This is a genomic window from Aciditerrimonas ferrireducens, assembly GCF_023130475.1.
Lineage (GTDB): Bacteria > Actinomycetota > Acidimicrobiia > Acidimicrobiales > UBA8190 > Aciditerrimonas > Aciditerrimonas ferrireducens.
Map to the genome: position 1 here is coordinate 5,931 of NZ_JAKHEX010000012.1, position 20,364 is coordinate 26,294.

At 75.4% G+C, this 20,364-nt stretch carries 22 protein-coding genes; 14 read left to right on the forward strand and 8 right to left on the reverse strand.

Translation table 11 applies throughout. The features are described 5' to 3' along the window. Positions 1-1,099: acyl-CoA mutase large subunit family protein (locus Acit_RS08030; protein WP_248107859.1), on the forward strand; the 1,099-nt coding region annotated here is incomplete at its 5' end. Between the two features lie 83 nt (positions 1,100-1,182). Here the strand turns inward: Acit_RS08030 and Acit_RS08035 are convergent. The 3 genes from Acit_RS08035 to Acit_RS13945 are packed head-to-tail and all read right to left on the reverse strand — an operon-like array spanning position 1,183 to position 2,813. Continuing rightward, positions 1,183-2,412 (reverse strand): M20 family metallopeptidase, encoded by a 1,230-nt coding sequence (locus tag Acit_RS08035; protein WP_282436598.1) that lies wholly within the window; start codon positions 2,410-2,412, stop codon positions 1,183-1,185. Continuing rightward, on the reverse strand, positions 2,393-2,536 hold the full coding sequence (locus tag Acit_RS08040; RefSeq protein WP_248107862.1) for a hypothetical protein: 144 nt from the start codon (positions 2,534-2,536) through the stop codon (positions 2,393-2,395). The genes Acit_RS08035 and Acit_RS08040 overlap by 20 nt, the downstream gene beginning before the upstream one ends. Beyond that, positions 2,478-2,813, reverse strand: coding sequence for a SpoIIE family protein phosphatase (locus Acit_RS13945; RefSeq protein ID WP_376746037.1), 336 nt, complete (start codon positions 2,811-2,813; stop codon positions 2,478-2,480). Before Acit_RS13945 ends, Acit_RS08040 begins: the two co-directional genes overlap by 59 nt. Here Acit_RS13945 and Acit_RS08045 point away from each other — a divergent pair. Both Acit_RS08045 and Acit_RS13080 read left to right on the forward strand, forming a co-directional pair. Next, entirely contained in the window at positions 2,731-3,108 is a 378-nt protein-coding gene (locus Acit_RS08045; protein ID WP_248107864.1) for a hypothetical protein, read from the forward strand. The two genes, Acit_RS13945 and Acit_RS08045, sit on opposite strands and share 83 nt — an antisense overlap. A gap of 196 nt (positions 3,109-3,304) precedes the next feature. Beyond that, a complete protein-coding gene (locus tag Acit_RS13080) occupies positions 3,305-3,652 on the forward strand; it encodes a response regulator transcription factor (RefSeq protein ID WP_282436599.1) in 348 nt (115 codons plus the stop codon). On the opposite strand, the gene Acit_RS08055 is transcribed toward Acit_RS13080, so the two are convergent. Beyond that, positions 3,642-5,423, reverse strand: a complete 1,782-nt coding sequence (locus Acit_RS08055) for an acetyl/propionyl/methylcrotonyl-CoA carboxylase subunit alpha (RefSeq protein WP_248107866.1) — start codon at positions 5,421-5,423, stop codon at positions 3,642-3,644. The two genes, Acit_RS13080 and Acit_RS08055, sit on opposite strands and share 11 nt — an antisense overlap. 158 nt (positions 5,424-5,581) lie before the next feature. Between Acit_RS08055 and Acit_RS08060 the strand changes: the two genes are divergently transcribed. After that, entirely contained in the window at positions 5,582-6,442 is an 861-nt protein-coding gene (locus tag Acit_RS08060) for a biotin--[acetyl-CoA-carboxylase] ligase (protein WP_248107874.1), read from the forward strand. Between the two features lie 133 nt (positions 6,443-6,575). Continuing rightward, positions 6,576-7,352 (forward strand): hypothetical protein, encoded by a 777-nt coding sequence (locus tag Acit_RS08065; RefSeq protein ID WP_248107876.1) that lies wholly within the window; start codon positions 6,576-6,578, stop codon positions 7,350-7,352. 245 nt (positions 7,353-7,597) lie between these two features. Here Acit_RS08065 and Acit_RS08070 read toward each other — a convergent pair whose 3' ends face one another. After that, positions 7,598-7,840 carry a ribbon-helix-helix domain-containing protein gene (locus tag Acit_RS08070; RefSeq protein WP_248107878.1) on the reverse strand — a complete coding sequence of 81 codons (243 nt, stop codon included), beginning with the start codon at positions 7,838-7,840 and terminating at the stop codon, positions 7,598-7,600. A gap of 155 nt (positions 7,841-7,995) precedes the next feature. Between Acit_RS08070 and rfbB the strand changes: the two genes are divergently transcribed. The 5 genes from rfbB to Acit_RS13085 are packed head-to-tail and all read left to right on the forward strand — an operon-like array spanning position 7,996 to position 13,862. Beyond that, complete coding sequence (gene rfbB, locus Acit_RS08075; protein ID WP_248107880.1) at positions 7,996-9,024, forward strand: dTDP-glucose 4,6-dehydratase; 1,029 nt, start codon at positions 7,996-7,998, stop codon at positions 9,022-9,024. Next, positions 9,021-10,001 carry a dTDP-4-dehydrorhamnose reductase gene (rfbD, locus tag Acit_RS08080; protein ID WP_248107882.1) on the forward strand — a complete coding sequence of 327 codons (981 nt, stop codon included), beginning with the start codon at positions 9,021-9,023 and terminating at the stop codon, positions 9,999-10,001. The genes rfbB and rfbD overlap by 4 nt, the downstream gene beginning before the upstream one ends. Continuing rightward, a complete protein-coding gene (locus Acit_RS08085; protein WP_248107884.1) occupies positions 9,994-10,860 on the forward strand; it encodes a glycosyltransferase family 2 protein in 867 nt (288 codons plus the stop codon). The genes rfbD and Acit_RS08085 overlap by 8 nt, the downstream gene beginning before the upstream one ends. Before the next feature lie 15 nt (positions 10,861-10,875). Then, positions 10,876-11,766 carry a hypothetical protein gene (locus Acit_RS08090; protein WP_248107886.1) on the forward strand — a complete coding sequence of 297 codons (891 nt, stop codon included), beginning with the start codon at positions 10,876-10,878 and terminating at the stop codon, positions 11,764-11,766. Next, positions 11,763-13,862 carry an NAD-dependent epimerase/dehydratase family protein gene (locus tag Acit_RS13085; protein ID WP_312710265.1) on the forward strand — a complete coding sequence of 700 codons (2,100 nt, stop codon included), beginning with the start codon at positions 11,763-11,765 and terminating at the stop codon, positions 13,860-13,862. Before Acit_RS08090 ends, Acit_RS13085 begins: the two co-directional genes overlap by 4 nt. Here the strand turns inward: Acit_RS13085 and cofE are convergent. Both cofE and cofD read right to left on the reverse strand, forming a co-directional pair. Further along, on the reverse strand, positions 13,786-14,517 hold the full coding sequence (cofE, locus tag Acit_RS08105) for a coenzyme F420-0:L-glutamate ligase (protein WP_248107896.1): 732 nt from the start codon (positions 14,515-14,517) through the stop codon (positions 13,786-13,788). The genes Acit_RS13085 and cofE overlap by 77 nt on opposite strands. Before the next feature lie 3 nt (positions 14,518-14,520). Then, positions 14,521-15,474 (reverse strand): 2-phospho-L-lactate transferase, encoded by a 954-nt coding sequence (cofD, locus tag Acit_RS08110; RefSeq protein ID WP_248107898.1) that lies wholly within the window; start codon positions 15,472-15,474, stop codon positions 14,521-14,523. Between the two features lie 43 nt (positions 15,475-15,517). Here cofD and Acit_RS08115 point away from each other — a divergent pair, with 43 nt between their 5' ends. From Acit_RS08115 to Acit_RS08130, 4 genes are read left to right on the forward strand one after another with little or no spacing between them, the layout of a single operon-like run. Next, a complete protein-coding gene (locus Acit_RS08115; RefSeq protein WP_248107901.1) occupies positions 15,518-16,711 on the forward strand; it encodes a glycosyltransferase family 4 protein in 1,194 nt (397 codons plus the stop codon). Further along, the gene (locus Acit_RS08120) at positions 16,708-17,862 is read left to right on the forward strand and encodes a glycosyltransferase family 4 protein (RefSeq protein ID WP_248107902.1); all 1,155 of its coding nucleotides are present in this window, start codon (positions 16,708-16,710) and stop codon (positions 17,860-17,862) included. Before Acit_RS08115 ends, Acit_RS08120 begins: the two co-directional genes overlap by 4 nt. Further along, on the forward strand, positions 17,859-19,088 hold the full coding sequence (locus tag Acit_RS08125; protein WP_248107905.1) for a glycosyltransferase family 4 protein: 1,230 nt from the start codon (positions 17,859-17,861) through the stop codon (positions 19,086-19,088). Before Acit_RS08120 ends, Acit_RS08125 begins: the two co-directional genes overlap by 4 nt. Then, positions 19,073-19,975 carry a GDP-mannose 4,6-dehydratase gene (locus Acit_RS08130; protein WP_248107907.1) on the forward strand — a complete coding sequence of 301 codons (903 nt, stop codon included), beginning with the start codon at positions 19,073-19,075 and terminating at the stop codon, positions 19,973-19,975. Before Acit_RS08125 ends, Acit_RS08130 begins: the two co-directional genes overlap by 16 nt. Positions 19,976-20,000: 25 nt before the next feature. Here Acit_RS08130 and Acit_RS08135 read toward each other — a convergent pair whose 3' ends face one another. Further along, entirely contained in the window at positions 20,001-20,327 is a 327-nt protein-coding gene (locus Acit_RS08135) for a hypothetical protein (protein ID WP_248107909.1), read from the reverse strand. Between the last annotated feature and the right edge of the window lie 37 nt (positions 20,328-20,364).

The following is a 20,364-nucleotide window of genomic DNA, read 5'->3' on the forward strand; positions in this document are numbered from 1 at the left end:
TGGGGGCACCATCCAGAACGACATCCTGAAGGAGTACGTGGCCCGGGGCACCTACATCTACCTGCCCAGGCCCTCGATGCGGCTCGTGACCGACACCTTCGCCTACTGCCGGGAGCGGATCCCCCGCTGGAACACCATCTCGATCTCCGGCTACCACATCCGGGAGGCCGGGTCGACGGCGGTCCAGGAGATCGCCTTCACCTTGGCCAACGGCATCGCCTACGTGGAAGCGGCGCGGGCGGCCGGCCTGGCGGTGGACGAGTTCGCGCCCCGGCTGAGCTTCTTCTGGAACGCCCACAACAACCTCTTCGAGGAGGTGGCGAAGTTCCGGGCCGCTCGACGCATGTGGGCCCGGATCATGACCGAGCGGTTCGGGGCGAAGGACGAGCGCTCGAAGCTGCTGCGGTTCCACACCCAGACCGGCGGCTCGACCCTGACGGCCCAGCAGCCGGAGAACAACATCGTGCGGGTCACGGTGCAGGCCCTGGCCGCCGTCCTCGGTGGCACCCAGAGCCTGCACACGAACAGCTTCGACGAGGCCCTGGGCCTGCCGACCGAGAAGGCGGCGAAGATCGCCCTGCGGACCCAGCAGATCGTGGCCTACGAGTCCGGCGTGGCCGACACCGTCGACCCGCTCGCCGGTTCCTACTACGTCGAGTGGCTGACCGACGAGGTGGAGCGGCGGGCCTGGGAGTACCTGGAGCGGATCGACGCCCTGGGCGGGGCGGTGGCCGCCATCGAGCAGGGCTTCATGCAGGAAGAGATCGAGGCAGCGGCGTACGCCTACGCCAAGGGCATCGACGACGGCGAGAAGGTCGTGGTCGGCGTGAACCGGTTCGTGGAGGACCAGGCCGAGCCGGCCGAGGTGTTCCCCATCGACCCGGCCCTCCAGGAGGCCCAGGTCGCCCGGACCCGTCGGGTGCGGGCCGAGCGGGACCAGGCCGCGGTGGACGCCGCCCTGGCCGACGTGGCGGCCGCGGCGCGCGGCACCCAGAACCTCCTCGTGCCCATGCGGGAAGCCCTGCGCCGCATGGCCACCCTGGGGGAGGTGTCCGACGTGCTCCGGGAGGCCTTCGGGGTCTACCAGCCGGGCCACTGATCCCGTCCCGCCGCTGGTCGGCCGCCGGCGGGGCCCGTGGGTCGCCGTCGTCGCGCCGTCGGCGGGGACCTCGCTCCTGGGGGTCAGGCCTTCGAGCTCGGCGGCGGGGGTGCCCCGGGGAGCAGGGGCTGTCGCTGCCCGGCCAGGAGCCGGGCCCGCAGACCCGGGTCGGTGGCGGCGTCGACGACCGTCCAGGCCAGCGCGAGGGCCCCGTCGACGAGGGCCCGCTCGGCCGAGGGGCCCACACAGGCCGCGGCGAAGGCGGGCTGGTGGTTGCAGGCGCCTCCGGCGTCGATGCCGATGAGCGGATGGATGGCCGGCAGGGTCAGGGAGACGTTCGCCATGTCGGTCGAGAGGGCAGGCGGCTCCTGGCCGGCGTCGTCGGCCGGGTAGCGCCGGCCGAGGGCCTCGGCATTGGCCCGCCAGAGCCGGAGCAGGTCCTGGTCGGGCTCCATGTGGGAGTAGGTGGGGGCCAGGGGTCGGATCTCGAGTTGGCAACCGGTGGCGAGGGCCCCGGCCTCGAAGCAGCGCTCGATGCGGGGCCGAAGGGCCTGGAGGGCCTCGAGGGTCGGGGCCCGGAGCATCCAGCGGCCGGTGGCCGACTGGGGCACGACGTTGGGGGCCTGGCCCCCCGAGTCGACCACGCCGTGGACCAGGGCGCCGGGCTCGAAGTGTTGGCGGAGCAGGCCGATGGCCACCTGGGCCACGACCATGGCGTCGCCGGCGTTCACCCCTTGCCAGGGGGCGGCGGCCGCATGGGCCTCCCGGCCGGTGTAGGTCACCTGGAGGTGGTCGACGGCCAGGCAGCGGGCGGTGAGGCGGTCCTCGGGCCAGGGGTGGACCATGAGGGCCAGGTGGGCCCCGGCGAAGGCGCCTCGCTCGAGGAGGAGGACCTTGCCCCCGCCGCCCTCCTCGGCCGGGGTGCCGAGGACCACGACCCGGCAGGCCGTGTCCTCGGCCACGGCGGCCAGCCCGAGGGCCGCCCCGAGGGCCGAGGCAGCGATGAGGTTGTGGCCGCAGGCGTGACCCACTCCGGGCAGGGCGTCGAGCTCGGCGCAGAGGGCCACGGTGAGCTCGCCGTGGCCGGCGGCTGCCCGGAAGGCGGTGGCCAGCCCGGCCAGGGGCCGCTCCAGCTCGAAGCCGGCCTTCTCGAGCAGCTCGGCGCAGCGATCCGAGGCCCGGTGCTCGTCGAAGGCCAGCTCGGGGTCGGCGTGGAGGGCCTCGGCCAGGCCGACCAAGGTGGAGCGGTGCTCGTCGATGGTCTCCTGGACCCGGCGTTTCAGCTCGGCGGCGTCACGGGGCACGGGCCTCATTCGAGCACGCCGGTCGGCCGAGGGCCAGGGGCCGGCCCCCGAGGCAGGAGGCCCGATGGCGGAGGTCACGGAGACCGGCCACGAGGTCCCCGGCGTGCTCGACGAGGCCGTCGGTGGAGAGCACCAGGAGGTCCCCCTCCGGCGAGGGAGAGCCGGACCTCCGGGCCCGGTCCGCCGCCCGGCGAGCCGAGGGCGACGCCCGGGACCGGGAGGTAGCGGGCCGGGACGCCGTCGGCCGGGACCAGGAGCGGGGGCAGGTGGCCCGCCGAGGCCAGGGTGCAGGTGCCGTCGTGGGGGTGGAGGTGGGCGACGAGGGCGGTGGGCCCGGTGGCCGTGGCCCTCGGCGTCGACGACGGCCAGGTGGACCGCCCCGTCGGGCAGCCGGGCCCAGTGCCAGGCATCCCCGAGGAGCGGGGCCTCGGGCCGCGCCGGGACGCCGCGGGCGGCCAGCTCGAGCCGCTCGGCGGGAAGGCGGATCACCGTCGCTGCGGGGGCCATCGGGCGCACGGGCCGAGTCTCCTGGGCCTCCCCGGAGGGCGCCTCACCCGTTCGGGCGATTTCCTCCGCGATCCGGTGGGCTACAACGGGCCCATGTCTTCGCTCGACGACCAGGCCAGCCCGGACCGACGCCTGCTGCGGGTGGCCCTCGCCAACGACTACGAGCTCGTCCTGGCTGGACTGGCCCGGTTGCTCTAGCCCTACGGCGACCGGGTGGCGGTGAGCGAGCTGGACGTCCGGCAGGGCCCGAAGCAGCCGTGCGACGTCTGCCTCTTCGACAGCTACGGCCGCGCTGACGACGGGCTGGCCCAGGTCGGGCGCCTCGCGGAAGACCCCCGGGTGGGGGCCGTGGCCGTCTACACCTGGGTGCTGCGGCCGTCCCTGGAACGGGCCTATGTGGCGGCCGGGGCGGAAGTGGCTGCTGACCCGGCGGGAGAGCGAGGTGCTGGCCTTGTTGACCACGTGCATGTCGAATCGGGAGATCGCCGCCGCCCTGTTCCTGAGCGAGCACACGGTCCGCAGCCACCTGAAGGCCATCTTCCGGAAGCTCCAGGTGGCGAACCGGAGCCAGGCCGCCACCTCGGCGATCTTGGACCCGGACTTCGCCCGTCGGTTCGGGACCCCGGGCCAGCCGGAGTCCTCGAGCGACCTCGCCGCCCTGGTCGAGGAACGGCTGGACGCCGGGGACGCCCCGCGGGGCGACGGCGTCGAGGAAGGACGACTGGACGGGGCTAGCCGATGATCGCGACGACGTCGCCGGGGCCGACGGCGTCGCCGGCCTGCACCCGGACCTCCTGGACCGTGCCGTCCCGGTCGGCGGTGATGGCGTTCTCCATCTTCATGGCCTCGAGGACACAGAGGGTCTGGCCGGCCTCGACGGTGTCGCCCGGGGCCACGAGGACCTTCACGATGGTGCCCTGCATGGGGACGGTGACCGTCCCTGAACCGGTCTGAGTGGCGGCGCTTCGAGGTCGGGACGACCGCCCCGCACGCGTGGCCGACTGGCCGGGCCGGGCCCCGAGGGGGGCCGACCCGACGGGGAGGGCAGCGGTCGGGAGCCAGAGCTTGAGCTGGTAGCGGCGGCCGTTGACCTCGGCGGTGACGTCCCGGAGCACCCGCTCCTCGCCGACCTCCTCAGCGCTCGTCGGTGCGGGCGCCGCCTGGACGCCGCGCAGGTCCAGGCGCTGCTCGACCCAGTTGGTCGAGTGGCGGGCCTCGGCGAAGTCCGGGTGGCGGAGGATGGCGAGCTCGGCGGGGATCGTGGTGGCGATCCCCTCGATGGTGGTCTCCTCGAGGGCCCGGATCATCCTGCGCCGGGCCGCGTCCCGGTCGGGCGCCCAGACCACCAGCTTGGCCACGAGGTTGTCGTAGAACTGGCTGACGGTGTCCCCGGCCTCGTAGCCGGCGTCCAGCCGCACGCCCGGGCCGGCCGGTTGGCGGAAGCGCTGGATGGTGCCCGGGGAGGGCAGGAACCGGCCCTCGGCCGGGTCCTCGGCGTTGATGCGGACCTCGATGGCGTGCCCCCGGCGCTCGATCTGGTCCTGGCCGAAGGGCAGGGGCTCCCCGGAGGCCACCCGCAGCTGGAGCTCCACCAGGTCCAGGCCGGTGACCAGCTCGGTGACCGGGTGCTCGACCTGGAGGCGGGTGTTCATCTCGAGGAAGTAGAAGTCGCCGTCCTGGTAGAGGAACTCGACGGTGCCGGCGTTCACGTAGCCGCAGGCCCGGGCCACCTTCACCGCCGCCTCGCCCATGCGCCGGCGGACCTCGTCGGGGAAGGCCGGGGCCGGGCTCTCCTCGACCAGCTTCTGGTGCCGCCGCTGGCAGGAGCAGTCCCGCTCGCCGAGCCAGAGATGGTTGCCGTGGGTGTCCGAGATGACCTGCATCTCGATGTGCCGGGGCCAGGCGAGGTAGCGCTCGAGGTAGATCTCGGGCCGGCCGAAGTAGGCCTGGGCCTCCCGCTGGGCCGACTCCATGGCCTCCCGGACCTCGTCGGGGCCCTGGACGACCTTCATGCCCTTGCCGCCACCGCCGAAGGCGGCCTTGATGGCCACCGGCCAGCCGTGCTCCTCGCCGAAGGCCAGGATCTCCTCGGGGTCGGTCACCGGCTCGGTCCGGCCCGGGACCCCCGACACCCCGGCCGCCTCGGCTGCCCGCCGGGAGCTGATCTTGTCCCCCATGACCTCGATGGCCTCGGGCGGGGGGCCGATGAACGTCACCCCTTCGGCGGTGATCGCCCGGGCGAAGTCGGCGTTCTCGGAGAAGAACCCGTAGCCGGGGTGGACCGCCTCGGTGCCGCTGCGACGGATGGCGTCCAGGATGGCCTCGGTGTTCAGGTAGCTCTCGGCCGCGCTCTGGCCGCCGAGCGCGTACGCCTCGTCGGCCAGCCGGACGTGGAGGGCGTCCCGATCGAGCTCCGAGTAGACGGCAACGGTGGCGATCCCCAGCTCTCGGCAGGTGCGGATCACCCGGACGGCGATCTCGCCGCGGTTCGCGATCAGGACCTTCCCGAACACCTGGCTCCCCTCTCCTCGGTCGTCGTCCCGCCGGGGACCGGCCGCGGCGGGCCAGCCGCCGACCCGGTGGGGACCCTAGCCTGGCACGGCCCTCGCCGGCGGCGCCATCGTCGCTGGCCAGGGCCTGGGGCGACGGTCACCGGCGCTAGGGTCCGGGCGTGGACGAGGCCTGGCCGACCGCCGTGCCCGGGACCCGCTTCGACCGGATCCGGCACCTCCCGGCGGTCGACTCCACCAACGACCTGGTGGCCGAGGCGGCCCGGCACGGTGAGGCCGAGGGCCTGGTGGTCGCCACCGACTACCAGCGCCGCGGGCGAGGCCGACTGGGTCGGCGCTGGGAGGCGCCACCAGGGGCCAACCTCCTTGTCTCGGTCCTGCTCCGCCCTCGCCTCGGGTGGTCCGAGCTCCACTGGGCCACGGCGGCCGTCGCCCTGGCGGCCAGCGAGGCGGTGCGGACGGTGGCCGGGGTGGCCCTGGTCGGGAAGTGGCCGAACGACCTGCTCTCGCCCCGGGGCGAGAAGGTCGCCGGAGTGCTGGCCGAGGCCGTCGGGGGCACCGACGCGCCGTCCCCGGCCGCCGTGGTCGTGGGGCTCGGCCTCAACGTCGCCTGGCCCACCACGAGCGAGGCGCTGCCCGAGGACCTCCGGGGCCGGGTCAGCTCGCTCGTCGCCCTGGCGGGCCACCGACCCTCGCGTCCCGAGCTTCTCCAGGCGCTTCTGCTCGGCCTGGAGGGCTGGCTGGTCGCCCTGGCCGAGCAGGACGGGCGCCGCCGGCTCCGCTCGGCCTACGAGGCCTGGTGCGCCACCCTCGGCCAGGAGGTCCGGGTGGAGCTTGGTCACGAGGTCCTCCTCGGCCGCGCCGAGGCCGTCGACGAGCAGGGAGCCCTCGTGGTGGCCCTGGGCGACGGGAGCCGGCGGGTGGTGGCGGCCGGCGACGTGCAACACCTGCGGGCCGCCCCGCGGGTGCCAGGGGAGCCGAGGCGAGCCGAGGACTCGCGCGGGAGGTCCGGCGTTCCCTAAGATCGGCGGCGAGCCGGGCGGCGGCTCGGCGATCGGCGGCAAAGGAGGAAGGCGTCGTGGCGGGCAGACAGTGGCGGGTTTGGCGCGGAGATGCGCCCGTGCGGAGTGCTTCGCAGAACCGGGGGCATGCGCGGTGAGCACCACCGACTGGCTTTCGGGGCTCGGCTCGGCCGTGGCCGCAGCCGCTGCTGTGGTGGGCGTGGTGCGTGGCAGCCAGAGGCGGGAGGAGCCGAAGAGCGAGCCGGGAGATCGGCCTTCGGCGCCGGTCGGCCCCTCGGCGGCACCGTTTCGAGCCACCGCTCCCAGCCTGGAGACGACCCCGGCGCGTCCACCAACGGCCGCGAGCCGCAAGGACGTGCCGGTCGCTGAAGAGCTCTGGAAAAGAGTGCTGCAGAAAGGCAAAGAGATCGACCTCGCGGAGCTGGGCACACGCGTCGGAGCCCCAGAGCGCGGTAGGCGGCAAGGCGCGCTGGTCGTCCGCTTGCACTACGGCGGCTCTTTCAGTGACCCGGGTCGCCCGAAGTTCGGGCCCGGCCATATCGACCCGACCACGATCCTCGACAACACGGTGAAGTACTGGCAGATCGGTGGGCTCATCGAGTACTGGCGGGAACACCCCGAGGAGATCCCGGACCGGCTGATCGGCTTGGCCGGCCCGGTGCGACAGCGGTTCGTCGTGAGCTCGCTGCCGATCGACACGGAACGACTCTTCGATCGGTGGGAGGCGAATCGCGGCGAGGTCGCTGTCGTCGAGGCGGCGGACGGCTCCGTGGACCTGGACTATCTGGGGCTGCGGTTCTGCCAGGTGAAGGATGCCCGGTTCGGCAACCTCCCGCAGTGCTTCTTCATCTGGGTGGACCGCGACGGGCAAGAACGGGCCGGCGGGAGGGAAGGCAAGAGCCTGACCTGACGGAGCGCAGACCACGCGCCCACCGCTGGGTGGGTGCGGCGTCGAGCCGACCGCAGCGCTCCGACCCGTACGGCGCCGCTCGGGTCGCCGAGGCGGGTTCGTCGGCGCGTCGGTCAGGGAACCAGCTCGAACGCTGGCACGTGCCGGGGTCGCACGACGGAGAAGTGACGCTGGCCCAGCGCGGCGATCACCCGGGCATGCTGGCGCTCGGCCAGGGCCACCACGGAGGCGTCGACGATCAGCGCCTAGCTCGGCCGCCTCCGGCGGGCCACCGCCTTGCCCACGAACTCGTCCACCCGCTCCGAGGCATCGGCCCGCTCGCCGTCGCCGACAGCGACGAAGCCCAGCCGACCCGCAGGGCCCGAGGCAGCGACGTGCTGGGCGACGGCCTCCCGGAGCACGTCGGCGACAGCGACACCCCGACGGCGGGCCTCGAGGCGGACCCTGGCGTCGAGATCGTCGGGGAGGAGGACCGTCGTCCGCTTCACGATGCGACCCTATCGCCTCTCGATGTCCGCGTCGGGCTGGTCCTGCGACGGGTTCGGATGGGCTCGGCGCTGGAGCGAGCCCCTGGGCCCTGCGGTCGAGCGACCCGGTCGTCTCGGGGCTCCGGCCAGGCACCCGCCGTCTACCATGGCCCGCCGTGCACCTGCTCGTGACTGGCGGTTGTGGCTTCATCGGGTCGAACTTCGTGCGCTACTGGGTGGAGGAGCACCCCGAGGACCAGGTGGTGGTGCTCGACGCGCTGACCTACGCCGGGAACCGGGAGAACCTGGCGGGCCTGGAGGAGCGGGTGCCGGTGGTCGTGGCCGACGTCTGCGACGGCGAGGCGGTGGCCGAGGCGGTGCGGCGCTACCGGGTGGACACGGTGGTGCACTTCGCCGCCGAGTCCCACAACAGCCTGGCGGTGCTGGACCCCGGGCGGTTCTTCCGGACGAACGTGCTGGGCACCCAGACGCTGCTGGAGGTGGCCCGACGGGCCGAGATCGCCCGGTTCCACCACATCTCGACCTGCGAGGTCTACGGGGACCTGGGCCTGGACGAGGACCGGGCCTTCACCGAGGAGGACCCCTACCGGCCCCGGACGCCCTACAACGCCTCGAAGGCCGGTGCGGACCACGCGGTGCGGGCCTACGTGGAGACCTACGGCCTGCCGGCCACCATCACGAACTGTGCGAACAACTACGGCCCCTACCAGTTCCCGGAGAAGGTGATCCCGCTGTTCGCCACCCGGGCGCTGCGGGACGAGCCGCTGCCGCTCTACGCCTCGACGGCCAACCGGCGGGAGTGGCTCCACGTGCGGGACCACTGCCGGGCCATCGAGGCGGTGCTGGCCAAGGGCCGGCTCGGCGAGACCTACCACGTGGGCAGCGGCGTGGAGGCCAGCATCGAGGAGATCGCCGACGCCGTGCTGGGGGCGCTGGGCAAGCCGGCGACCCTGAAGACGGTGGTGCCGGACCGGCCGGGCCACGACCGGCGGTACTTGCTGGACACGACGAAGATCCGCCGGGAGCTCGGCTGGGCCCCGAGCATCGGGTTCGCCGAGGGTCTGGCCGAGACCGTCCGCTGGTACGCGGAGCACGTCGAGTGGTGGGAACCCTTGGTGGCCCGGGCCCCGGTGGTCGAGACCGCCTGGGCTCCGGCGGGCTCGAGCGCGGCGGAGCCGGCGTGAGCGTCCGGCGGCCCCTGCGGGTGCTGGTCACCGGGGCCGCCGGTCAGCTGGGCCGGGACCTCCTGGCCTGCCTGGGCGGCGAGCTGCCGGTCGGGGGGTCCGAGGCGTGGCTGGCCGCGGCCCGCCTCCCGGTGTGCGAGGCCGTGGGGACGGACCTGCCCGACCTCGACCTGACCGACCGGTCGGCGGTTCGGGCCCTCGTGGCGACCCTCCGACCCCACGTCGTGGTCCACGGGGCGGCCTGGACCGACGTGGACGGCTGCGAGGCCGATCCGGACCGGGCCTTCGCCGTGAACGGCCTGGCGACCCGCCACGTGGTGGAGGCCGCCCGGATGGTCGGGGCGCGGGTGGTGTACGTCTCGACCGACTATGTCTTCGACGGGGAGGCCGAAGGGGCCTACACCGAGTGGGACCCGCCCCGGCCCCGGTCGGTCTACGGGCGGTCGAAGCTGGCCGGCGAGCTGGAGCTCGGGCCGGGGGACAGCCTGGTGCGGACGTCGTGGGTCTGCGGCGCCCACGGGCGGAACATGGTGCGGACGGTGCTGCGGCTGCTGGCGAGTGGGCAGCCCCTGCGGTTCGTGGCGGACCAGCGGGGCTGCCCGACCTTCACCGCCGACCTGGCCGTGGCCCTGGCCTGGCTGGTGGTCGACGGCCGGCCCGGGCGGTTCCACCTGACGAACAGCGGGGCCACCACCTGGCACGGCTTCGTGGCCGAGATCCTCCGCCAGCTCGGGGAGGACCCTTCCCGGGTCGAAGCCATCGCGAGCGCCGAGCTGGACCCGCCGAGGCCCGCTCCCCGGCCGGCGAACTCGGTCCTGGACAACCTGGCCTGGCGGGCGAGCGGGCTGCCCCCCCTGCCGGCCTGGCAGGACGCCCTGGCCCGGCTCCTGTCGGCCTGGCGGAGCGGCCGGGTCGAGTGGCCGGAGGTGCCGAGCCCAACCGGCGCACCGGAGGCGGGAACGGGACGCCGTGGCTGAGTCGGCCTCAGTGGCGGTGGTCGTCGTCGACTACCGCAGCGGCCGCCTCGCCGACTGCCTGGCCTCCCTGGTCGGTCAGGGGGCTGCCGAGGTGGTGGTGGTGGACAACGACGGGTCGACGGTCGTGACCTGGCCCGCAGGCCTCAGCGGCCGGGTGCTGCGGCCCGGCCTGAACCTGGGGTACGGGGCGGGGGCCAACCGGGGCGTGGCGGCCACCGAAGCCGAGGTGGTGGTGGTGGCGAACGCCGACGTGGTGTTCCGCCCCGGTGCCCTGGCTGCCCTGGCGGCGGTGCTGCTGGCCGATCCCCTGACCGCCGTGGTCGGCCCGCAGGTCCTGCGGCCCGACGGCAGCCGCTACCCGACGCCGCGCCGCTTCCCCTCGTGGGGCGACGCCCTGGGGCACGCCCTCCTCGGTCGGGTGCTACCCGGGAACCGCTGGTCGGCCCGCTACCGCATGGACGACCTGGCCCTCGGGGAGCCGATGGCCGTGGACTGGGTCTCGGGGGCCTGCCTGGCCGCCCGGCGCACCGCCTGGGAGGAGCTGGGCGGCTTCGACGAGGGCTACTTCATGTACGCGGAGGACCTGGACCTCTGTTGGCGGGCCAGACGAAGCGGCTGGCAGGTCCGTTTCGCCCCGGCGGCCGTCGTGGTCCACGAGCAGGGCGCCTCGACCGCTCGTCGACCGGTGGCCATGGCCGTGGCCCACCATCGCTCGGCGTTGCGCTTCGCGGCCCGCCGGGCTGAGGGGTGGCGGCAGCTGCTCCTGCCGGGTGCTGCCGTCGTGCTCGGGATCCGGCTGCTCGGCGAGCTCCTGGCGCTTTCGGCCACCCGGTCCCGCGCCGGATCCGGTGCGGAGTAGGGTGACGGCCCGACCATGGCGAGGCGTGATACCGGCAAGTGGGTCCAGCGGGCAGCCGCCACCGGCGGCAGCCGGGCTTATCGCGGCCAGCGACCGGTCAAGTGGTACACGAGCCTGGTCCTCATCGCCATCCTCGGCGTGGCGCTGGTGTGGTACAGCCGCTACGAGAAGGAGAACCCCTCGGCGGCGACCCAGCCGGCCGTGGGCACCCAGTGGTTCGACGCCTTCGCCGTGGACATCTGCGGGACGGTCGAGCCGAACCTGCCGGCCAACCCGCCGGTGAAAAGGGGGCCCGGCCTGGGGTTGACGACCGCCGGGGACGGGGTGATCCACATCGACCCGAAGACCTCCGCGGAGGCGGGCGACAACGCCACCCTGGGCCGCTTCGTGCAGGACTACCCCGGGCTGGTGCTGACGAGCAGCTCGATCCGCTACCCGGGCCAGCGCAGCGCCGGCCCGACGGTCGACCGGACCTTCAAGAACGGCGAGGTCTGCCCGAAGGGGACGAAGGACGCCGGGAAGGCCGGCCAGGTGGAGGTCGACCTGTGGCCGACGCCGACCTCGACCTCCCCGGAGCGCTTGGCCGACCCGACCGGGTACAAGCTGGGGGACGAGCAGGAGCTCACCCTCGCCTTCGTGCCCGCAGGGGCCAAGGTGCCTCGTCCGTCGGGTTCGGCGGTGACCGCCATGCTCCAGGACGCCTCGTCGGCCGCCTCGGGCAGCTCCCCGACGAGCACCCCCACCTCGAGCACCCCCACCTCGAGCGGCACCGCCAGCAGTGGGAGCAGCGGCACCGGCTCGAGCGGGACAGGATCGAGCAGCGCCGGGTCGAGCAGCGCCGGGTCGAGCGGTTCCTCGGGGTCCGCGGCGTCGTCCCGCTCGAAAGCCTCGTCCTCCTCGTCGTGAGAGCGGTCGTCTTGGTCGGAGGCGAGGGGACCCGGTTGCGGCCCCTCACCTGGACCCGACCGAAGCAGCTGCTGCCCGTGGTCGGGGTGGCCATGCTGGAGCGGGTGGTGGAGCAGCTGGCCCGGGCCGGGGTCGACGAGGTGGTCCTGTCCCTCGGGTACCGGCCGGAGGCCTTCCTGGCCCACTACGGGTCGGGGCGCTGCGGCGTGCTCCCGGCCCGCTGCGTGGTGGAGGCCGAACCGTTGGACACCGCCGGGGCCATCGCGTTCGCGGCCGCGGTGAACGGGGACGTTCTCGCCGACGTGGACCTGGCTGGCCTGCTGGCCCTGCACCGCCGGCTGGGGGCAGTGGCGAGCATCGCCACGGTCGGGGTGGAGGACCCGTCGCGCTTCGGGGTGGTGGTGAGCGACGAGGCGGGCTGGGTCCGGTCCTTCGTGGAGAAGCCGCCGGCAGGGACCGCCCCGAGCAACCAGATCAACGCCGGCTGCTACCTGCTCGAGCCCGAGGCCCTGGCGAAGGTGGAGCCGGGCCAACGGGTCTCGATCGAGCGGGAGGTCTTCCCGGCGCTGGCTGCCGAGGGCCGACTGGGCGCCCTGGCGGTCGAGGGCTACTGGCTGGACACCGGCACCCCGAGGGCCTACCTGCAGGCGCACGCCGACTACCTCGCGGGTCGGCGCGGCTGGCCGCCGAGCCCGGGCGCGAGGGAGCTGCGACCGGGGGTCTGGGTGAGCGGCGAGGCGATCATCGCAGGCCAGGTCGAGGCGACCAGCTGGCTCGGGCCCGGGGCGGTGGTGGCGGCGGGCGCCCGGGTGCGGGGCAGTGCCCTCGGCGCCGGCGTCGAAGTCGGGGAGGGGGCCGAGGTGGTCGACGCGGTGCTGCTGCCCGGGGCTCGGGTCGGTGCAGGCGCACAGGTGCGGGACTCGGTCGTCGGGGAGGGAGCCGAAGTGGGGGCGGGCGCCAGTCTGCGGGCCGAGACGGTGGTGGGGGACGGTGCCCGGGTGCCGGCGGGAACGGCGCTGGAGGCGGCGCGGCTGCCGGACCCCGCGCTGGTGACCGGCGGGGCCGGCTTCATCGGTTCGACCTTGGTGGACCGGCTCCTGGCCGAGGGCCACCAGGTGGACGTGGTGGACAACCTCTCGACGGGCTCGCTGGCCAACCTGGCCGAGGCCCGAGCGGGGCACCGGCGGGCTTTTTCGTTCCACCAGCTGGACATCCGAGGGCCGGAGCTGGTGCCGCTGATGGTGCGGCGGCGACCCGAGGTGGTCTTCCACCTCGCCGCCCAGGCCGATGTGCGCCGCTCGGTCGCCGACCCGGTCGAGGACGCCGAGGTGAACGTGCTCGGGACGCTCCGGGTGCTGGAGGGAGCGGTGGCCTGCGGGGCCAGCCGGGTGGTCTACGCCGCCAGCGGTGGAACACTGTACGGTGAGCCCCGAGCCCAGGACCTGCCGGTTCGAGAGTCGCATCCGCGCCGACCGCTGTCTCCCTATGGCGTGTCCAAGCTCGCCGGCCTGGAGTACCTGCATTGCTGGCGGGAGCTGCACGACCTGGAGTTCTGTGCCTTGGCGCTGGCCAACGTCTACGGGCCCCGCCAGGACCCCCACGGGGAAGCGGGGGTGGTGGCGATCTTCGCCGAGCGGCTCCTGGCCGGCCAGCCCTTGGTCATCTATGGGGACGGCCGGCAGACGCGGGACTTCGTCTACGTGGACGACGTGGTCGACGCCTTCGTGCGGGCGGTCGAGCGCGGGGGTGGTCTGCTGTTGCACGTGGGAACCGGCCAGGAGGTCTCGGTGCTGGAGCTGGCCGAGCTGCTGGGCAAGGTGGCCGGGGTGGAGCCGGCCCTGACCTTCGCCCCGCCCCGAGCGGGCGAGCTGCGGCGCAACGCCTTGGACCCGGGTCGGGCCGCGGTGCACCTGGGGTGGCGGCCCTGGACGCCCCTCGAGGAGGGGCTCACCGCTGTCCTGGCGTGGAGCGCTGGCCGGCACCGGTCTGGTCGCCGGCGGGTCAGCCAGGGCGGCGAGGTCAGCGGAAGAGATCCTCGGCCGGGGGACGGACCACCTCGGCGCGCACCGAGGAGGACCGGAGCCACTCGGGGCTGACCCCGCGGACGATGGCGGCGGCCACCCCGGCGGCCTTGCCCATGACCAGCTCGGCGGCCCCGGCCAGCTCGTCGGCCAGGCAGACCTCGGTGGCCACCAGGGTGCGGCCCGTGGCGTCGGGCTGACCCCGGAGGTCCACGACGGCGGCCACCCCGGCGCAGCCGATGGCCACGTCGGTGACGCCGCGTCGCCAGGTCCGGCCGAAGGTGTCGGAGATGATCACCCCGACGCTCAGGCCGGTTCGGGCCCGGATCTGGTCCCGGAGCCGCCGGGCCGAGCGGTCGGGGTCCTCGGGGAGCAAGGCGGCCGTGCCGGCCGGCACGTTGGACAGGTCCACGCCGCTGTTGGCGCAGACGAAACCGTGGCGGGTCTCGGTGATGACGAGGTCGCCGCGCCGGCGGAGCACCCGGACCGCTTCGGCTTCGGCCAGCCGGCGTCGGGCCGCCGGGTCCTCGGGGTCGATCGGGACCAGGCGGCCCTCGGCCTTGGAGACCACCTTCTGGGTGACCACGAGGACGTCAGCCGAGCGGAGCTCGGCGCAGGCGAGGATGCGGCCGGCGAGGTCGTCCCCCGGGCGGACCTCCCCGATGCCGGGGACCGGCAGGACCAGGAGGCCGCCGGGGGGCGGGTCGAGGAGTCGGGTCGTCTCGGGCACGGTTCAGGCCGGATCGGGGGTCGGGACGCTGGCGGGGCCGGCGGCGAGGACGACGCGGGCGAGCTCGGTGGCCCGGGCCAGGTCGCTCATGAGGGTCGGGGCGAGGACCGCTCGAACCCCGGCTGCCTGCACCGCCGCCACGTCGTCGCGGTCCTGGTGGTCCAGGACCAAGGTGCCCGCGAGCTCGGCGTAGAAGCGGGCGACGGCCGCTGAGCTGGCGTCGTGGCCGAGCTCGGCGAGCAGACGGTCGGCGGGGCCCTTGACGGCTCGGCCGCCGATGAGGGGGGAGACGGCCACCACGTCGTCCCGGCGGGCGGCCAGGGCCGGGCGGACCCCAGGGACGGCCAGGACGGGGCCGATGGAGAGGATCGGGTTGGAGGGAGCCACGACGATCCGCTCCGCCTCGGCGATGGCCCGGAGGACGCCGGGGGCCGGCTGGGCGGCCTCGGCGCCGAGGTAGCGGACGGCTCGGACCGGCACCTGGTGGCGGAGGGCCACGAAGTACTCCTGGAAGGCCACCTCGCGGCCATCGGCCAGGGTGAGACGGGTCCGGACCGGGTCGTCGGACATGGGCAGCAGCCGGAGCGGGGCCCCGAGGCGGGCCACGAGCTCGGCGGTGACCTCGGTGAGGGTGGCGCCCTCGGCCAGGCGCTGGGTCCGGTAGAGGTGGGTGGCGAGGTCCCGGTCCCCGAGGCGGAACCAGGTCTGGCCGCCCAGGCGCTCGAGCTCCTCCATGACCGTCCAGCGCTCCTCCCGCCGTCCCCAGCCCTGGGCCTCGTCGGCCAGGCCGGCCAGGGTGTAGGCGACGGTGTCGAGGTCCGGGCTGACGTGGAGGCCGTGGAGCACGAGGTCGTCGCCGGTGTTGCCGATGGCCACGAGCTCGCTCGGGGGCACGAGCTGGGCGAGCCCCCGGAGCAGGCGGGCTGCCCCCACCCCGCCGGCCAGGACGCAGATCACGGCGGCGACCCTAGCGGTCGGCGGGCTGTGCAAGGCTCCGGAGGTGCCCGCCCCTCGAGACCCGACCGGCGCGCCCCGACTGGCCGTGGCCCTGGAGGCCACGCCGCTGCTGGGCACCCCGACCGGGGTGGGGCGCTTCTGTCGGCTGGCCCTCGAAGCCCTGGCCGCCCGGGGCGATGTGGCCCTGCGAGCGTTCGCCGTCACCTGGCGTCGCCGGGGGGAGCTGGCAGCGGTCCTGCCCCCGGGGGTCGGGGCCGGGCAGCGGGCCATGCCGGCCCGGCCCCTGCACGCCGCCTGGCGGGTCGTCGACCGGCCGGTCCTGGAGCACTTCCTGGGGCCTCTGGACTGCGTGCACGGGACGAACTTCGTGGTGCCCCCCACGGCTCGGGCCGGTCGGGTGGTGACCGTCCACGACCTGACCACCCTGCGGTTCCCCGAGCTCTGCCACCCGGCCACCCTGGGGTTCCCGGCGCTCGTCCGCAAGGCGGCAGCCCGAGGCGCCCTGGTGCACACCCCGACGGCGGCGGTGGCCGAGGAGGTGGTGGCCCTCCTGGGGGTGCCGGCCGAGCAGGTCGCGGCCGTCCCCCACGGGGTGCCCCCGGCGCCGGCCCTCGACCCCCGACCAGCCCGGCAGCTGCTCGGGCTGGAGCCCGCCGTCGAGCGCTACGTCCTGGCGGTCGGGACGGTGGAGCCCCGCAAGGACCTGCCGGGCCTGGTGGCGGCGTTCGACGAGATCGCCGCCGCCCACCCGGAGACGGCGCTGGTGCTGGTGGGTCCGGACGGCTGGGGCAGCGAGGCCCTGGCCGACGCCTTGGCCCGGGCCCGGCACCGGGAACGGGTCCGACGGCTGGGCTACCTGGAGGGGCCGGCCCTGGCCCGGGTCCTGGCCGAGGCGGCCTGTCTGGCCTACCCGTCGCGCTACGAAGGCTTCGGCCTGCCGCCCCTCGAAGCCCTGGCGGCCGGGGTACCGGTGGTGGCCACGGCCGTCCCCGCGGTGGCCGAGGTGGTGGGCGAAGCGGCCGTGCTCGTGCCGGTGGGTGACGTCAGCGCCCTGGCCCACGCCCTGGACCGAGTCCTCGACGGCTGGACCCCCGAGGGACGGCCGGTCGGGGCGATGGTCGAGGCGGGCCGGGCGCGAGCCGCCGAGTTCCGCTGGGACCGGACCGCCGAGGGCCTGGTCGCCCTCTACCGGCGAGCGGCGGCGAGCCGGGCCGGGGCCCGGGCGGGCCGACCGTGACGCAGCGGGTGGCGCTGGTGGTCGAGCAGCTCCGGCAGCCGGTCCCCGGCGGCATCGGGACCTACTGCCGAGGCCTGCTCCAGGGTCTGGCCCAGCTGGCCGCGCAGCCCGGGGGGCTCGGGGGCGTCGACCTGGTCCTCGTGGCCAGCCGATCCCCGGGGAGCCCCGACCCGTTGGCCGGCTGGCCCTGGCCGCTGCTCCCCTCGGCGCTGCCCCGGCGGCTGCTCGGGGAGCTCTGGCGCCGGGGGGTGGTCGGCCTGCCCGCCGGGGCACGGTCGGGGGTGGTCCACGCCACCTCCCTGGCCGCGCCGTGGCGGGCGGCTCAGCGGGGGGCGGCCCTGGTGGTGACGGTCCACGACCTGGCCTGGCGGCAGCACCCCGAGGCCTACCCGGCCCGGGGTCGGCGCTGGCACGAGGCCAGCCTGCGGCACGCGCTCCGCAGGGCCCAGCGGATCGTGGTGCCCTCGGTCGCGGTGGCCGAGCAGGTCGAGGCGGCGGGGGCGGCCGCCCCGGTGGTGGTGGTGCCCCACGGGGCCGATCACTTGCCGCCCCCCGACGAGCCGGCGACCGAGGCCTGGCTGGCTCGGGCCGGGGTCGAGGGACCGTTCCTGCTGACGGTCGGCACGCTGGAGCCGCGGAAGAACCTGGGCCGGGTCCTGGCTGCCTTCGCCCGAGCCCGGGCCGAGCTCGGGAAGGACCTGACCCTGGTGGTGGTCGGTCCGGCGGGCTGGGGCCGACAGGACTGGCCGCCAGATCCGCGGGAGCCGGCGTCGGCGGGGGTGGTGTTCGCCGGCGCGCTGCCCGGACCGGTCCTGGCCGGCCTCTACCGTCGGGCCGTGGCCCTGGTCTACGCGCCGCTCGCCGAGGGCTTCGGGCTTCCGCCGCTCGAGGCCATGGCCACGGGCGCGGCGGTGGTGGCGTCGCCGGTGCCGTCGGTGGACGAGGAGGTGGCGCTGGTGGTCGACCCCCTGGACGTGGCCGGCCTGGCGGGGGCCATGGTGGCGGTCGTCACCGACCCGGCCCGCCGGCGCCAGCTGGCGGCCGCCGGGCGGGCCCGGGCCTCGACCCGGACCTGGCAGGCGGTCGCCGAGGCGCACCTGGCGCTCTGGCGGGAGCTGGGGGCGACGACGGCGAACGGGGGGGTCCAGTGAGCAAAGGGTTTGGGGCCCCGGGGGTCGAGGTGCCAGAGGGCCGCCTGGCCGTCTCGTTGGACGCCACCGCCGTGCCGCCCCACCCCGGGGGAGCGGGGCGCTACACCCTGGCGCTGGCCAGGGCGCTGGCGGCCCGGGACGACGTGGCCCTGACCGTCTGGGGCCGGCGGGAGGACGAGGCGCGCCTGGCGGAGACGCTGGGGTCGGGGACGGCCCGGCTGCTGGCGGTGGCGCCCGGTCCTCGACCCGCTCGGCTGGCGTGGGAACAGCTGGCCCTGCCGCGGGGACTGGCACGGCTCCGCCCGGCGGTGCACCACGGGCCCCACTACACCCTGCCCGTCGCCTGCCGGGCCCCGAGCGTGGTGACCGTCCACGACCTGACCTTCGTGGACCATCCGGAGTGGCACGAGCCGGCGAAGGTGGCGTGGTTCCGCACCGCGATCGCCCTGGCCCGGCGGCGGGCCGGGGTGGTGGTGTGCCCGAGCGAGGCCACGGCCCGGCGGCTGCGGGCCACGGGGCCGGTGCGGGGCCCGGTGCTGGTGGTGCCCCACGGGGTGGACCACGAGCGGTTCCGGCCGGACCCGCCGAGCCTGGCGGCCGACCAGCAGGCCCTGGCCGCCCTGGGGGTCGCCCCGCCCTACCTGCTCTACCTCGGCACCATCGAGCCCCGGAAGGCGGTGGACGTGCTGGTGGCGGCCTTCGGCCAGCTGGCCCCCGAGCTGCCCCCGGACCTCCGGCTGGTGCTGGCCGGGCGGGACGGCTGGGGCACCGAGCGGGTGGAGGCCGCCTTGGCGGCGAGCCCGGTCCGCCGACGGGTCCAGCGGCTCGGGTTCGTGCCGGACGAGGCGGTGCCGGCCCTGCTCCGGCAGGCCGCCGCGGTCTGCTACCCGGCGGTGGAGGAGGGGTTCGGGCTGCCGGCCCTGGAAGCCTGCGCGTGCGGGACCCCGGTGGTGACCACGGCGGGCTCGGTCATGGAGGAGCTGGTCGGGGAGGCGTGCTTCAGCGCTCCACCGGGCGACCCGGGGGGCCTGGCGGCGGTGCTCCGGCGGGCCCTGACCAGTGCGGCGGAGCGGGAGCGGCGGCGGGCCCTGGGCCTGGCGGTGGCCAAGGAGCGGACCTGGGCGGCGAGCGCCGCCGGCCACCTGGAGGCCTACCGGTTGGCGGTCGAGCTGGCTCGGGGCCGCCGCCGAGGGGCCGGTAAGGTGCCGACGTGCGAGCGGTGGTGACCGGGGCGGGCGGCTTCGTGGGTCGCTGGCTGGTCCGCCACCTGGAAGAGGCCGGTGACCAGGTCGTGGCCTTTGACCGGGACCTGGACGTGACCGACGGCGGGGCGCTGCGCCAGGTGCTGGCCGACCTGGCCCCCGAGGCCGTCTACCACCTGGCCGCCCAGTCCCACGTGGGGCGGTCCTGGGAGGAGCCGGTGGAGGTTCTGCGGGTGAACTGCCTGGGCACGGCCAGCGTGCTCGACGCCTGTCGGCGGCTGGCGAGCCCGCCGCGGGTCCTGGTGGTGAGCTCGGGCGAGGTCTACGGGGCGGTGCCGGCCGAGCGACAGCCCATCGGGGAGGACGAGCCGCTGCGGCCCCTGACCCCGTACGCGGCGAGCAAGGCCGCGGCCGAGGCGGTCGCCCTCCAGGCCCACCGGGGCTACGGGCTGCCGGTCGTGGTGGCCCGACCCTTCAACCACGTCGGTCCGGGCCAGTCGACCGCCTTCGTGGTCCCAGCCCTGGCGGCCCGCATCGTGGCGGCCAGGGCCCGGGGCGAGCGGACGGTGGCGGTAGGGAACCTCGAGGCACGCCGGGACATGACCGACGTGCGAGACGTGGTCCGGGCCTATCGGCTGCTGGTCCGCCGAGGGGAGCCCGGCGCGGTCTACAACGTGTGCCGGGGCGAGGCCCGGACGGTCGCCGAGGTGGCGAAGCGGCTGGTGGCCCTGGCCGGTGCCGACGTCGTGCTGGAGGTCGACCCGGCCCTGGTCCGCCCCGTGGAGGTGCCGGCCCTCGTCGGGGACCCGAGCCGGCTCGTGGCGGCGACCGGTTGGCAGCCGCGCTACGAGCTGGACGAGACCCTCCAGGCAGTCCTGGCCGAAGCCACGGCCGAGGCTCCTGCGCCCTGAGAGTCCCCGACGAGGGCCGCGGGCCTCAGGCCGCCCGGTGCCGACCGAGGGCCCGCCGACCGGTCTGCTCGAGGCGCTGGGCCTGGCGGCGGAGGCTTTCCTGCGTCCGCTGCGCAGTCCCGGCGACCTGCTTCAGGGCCTCCTCGGGTCGGGAAGCCAGGCTCCGGACCGGCTCGGGCACCCGCTGGAGCTGGCTCCGGAGCCGCTCGGCGGCCTGGCCGGCCTGCCGGCCGAGCCCGAGGCCGCGGGCCTGGGCCTTCTGGGCGGCGAGGACCCCGAGGCCGACCGTGACGTAAGCGGCGTCCTTGGCGGTGCGGGTGAGGTGATCGGCGAGCGAACGCGGTGTGGGCACGGCGAACCTCCTGGTCGGGGGGCGCGGCCCCGGCGGG

Bases quoted from the DNA above. Each gene is read 5' to 3' on its own strand.
- Acit_RS08090 (WP_248107886.1), top strand. From the start codon at position 10,876: ATGGCGAGGCGTGATACCGGCAAGTGGGTCCAGCGGGCAGCCGCCACC.
- Acit_RS13080 (WP_282436599.1), top strand. From the start codon at position 3,305: ATGTGGCGGCCGGGGCGGAAGTGGCTGCTGACCCGGCGGGAGAGCGAG.
- Acit_RS08035 (WP_282436598.1), bottom strand. From the start codon at position 2,412: ATGAGGCCCGTGCCCCGTGACGCCGCCGAGCTGAAACGCCGGGTCCAG.
- Acit_RS13945 (WP_376746037.1), bottom strand. From the start codon at position 2,813: ATGCCTGGCACTGGGCCCGGCTGCCCGACGGGGCGGTCCACCTGGCCG.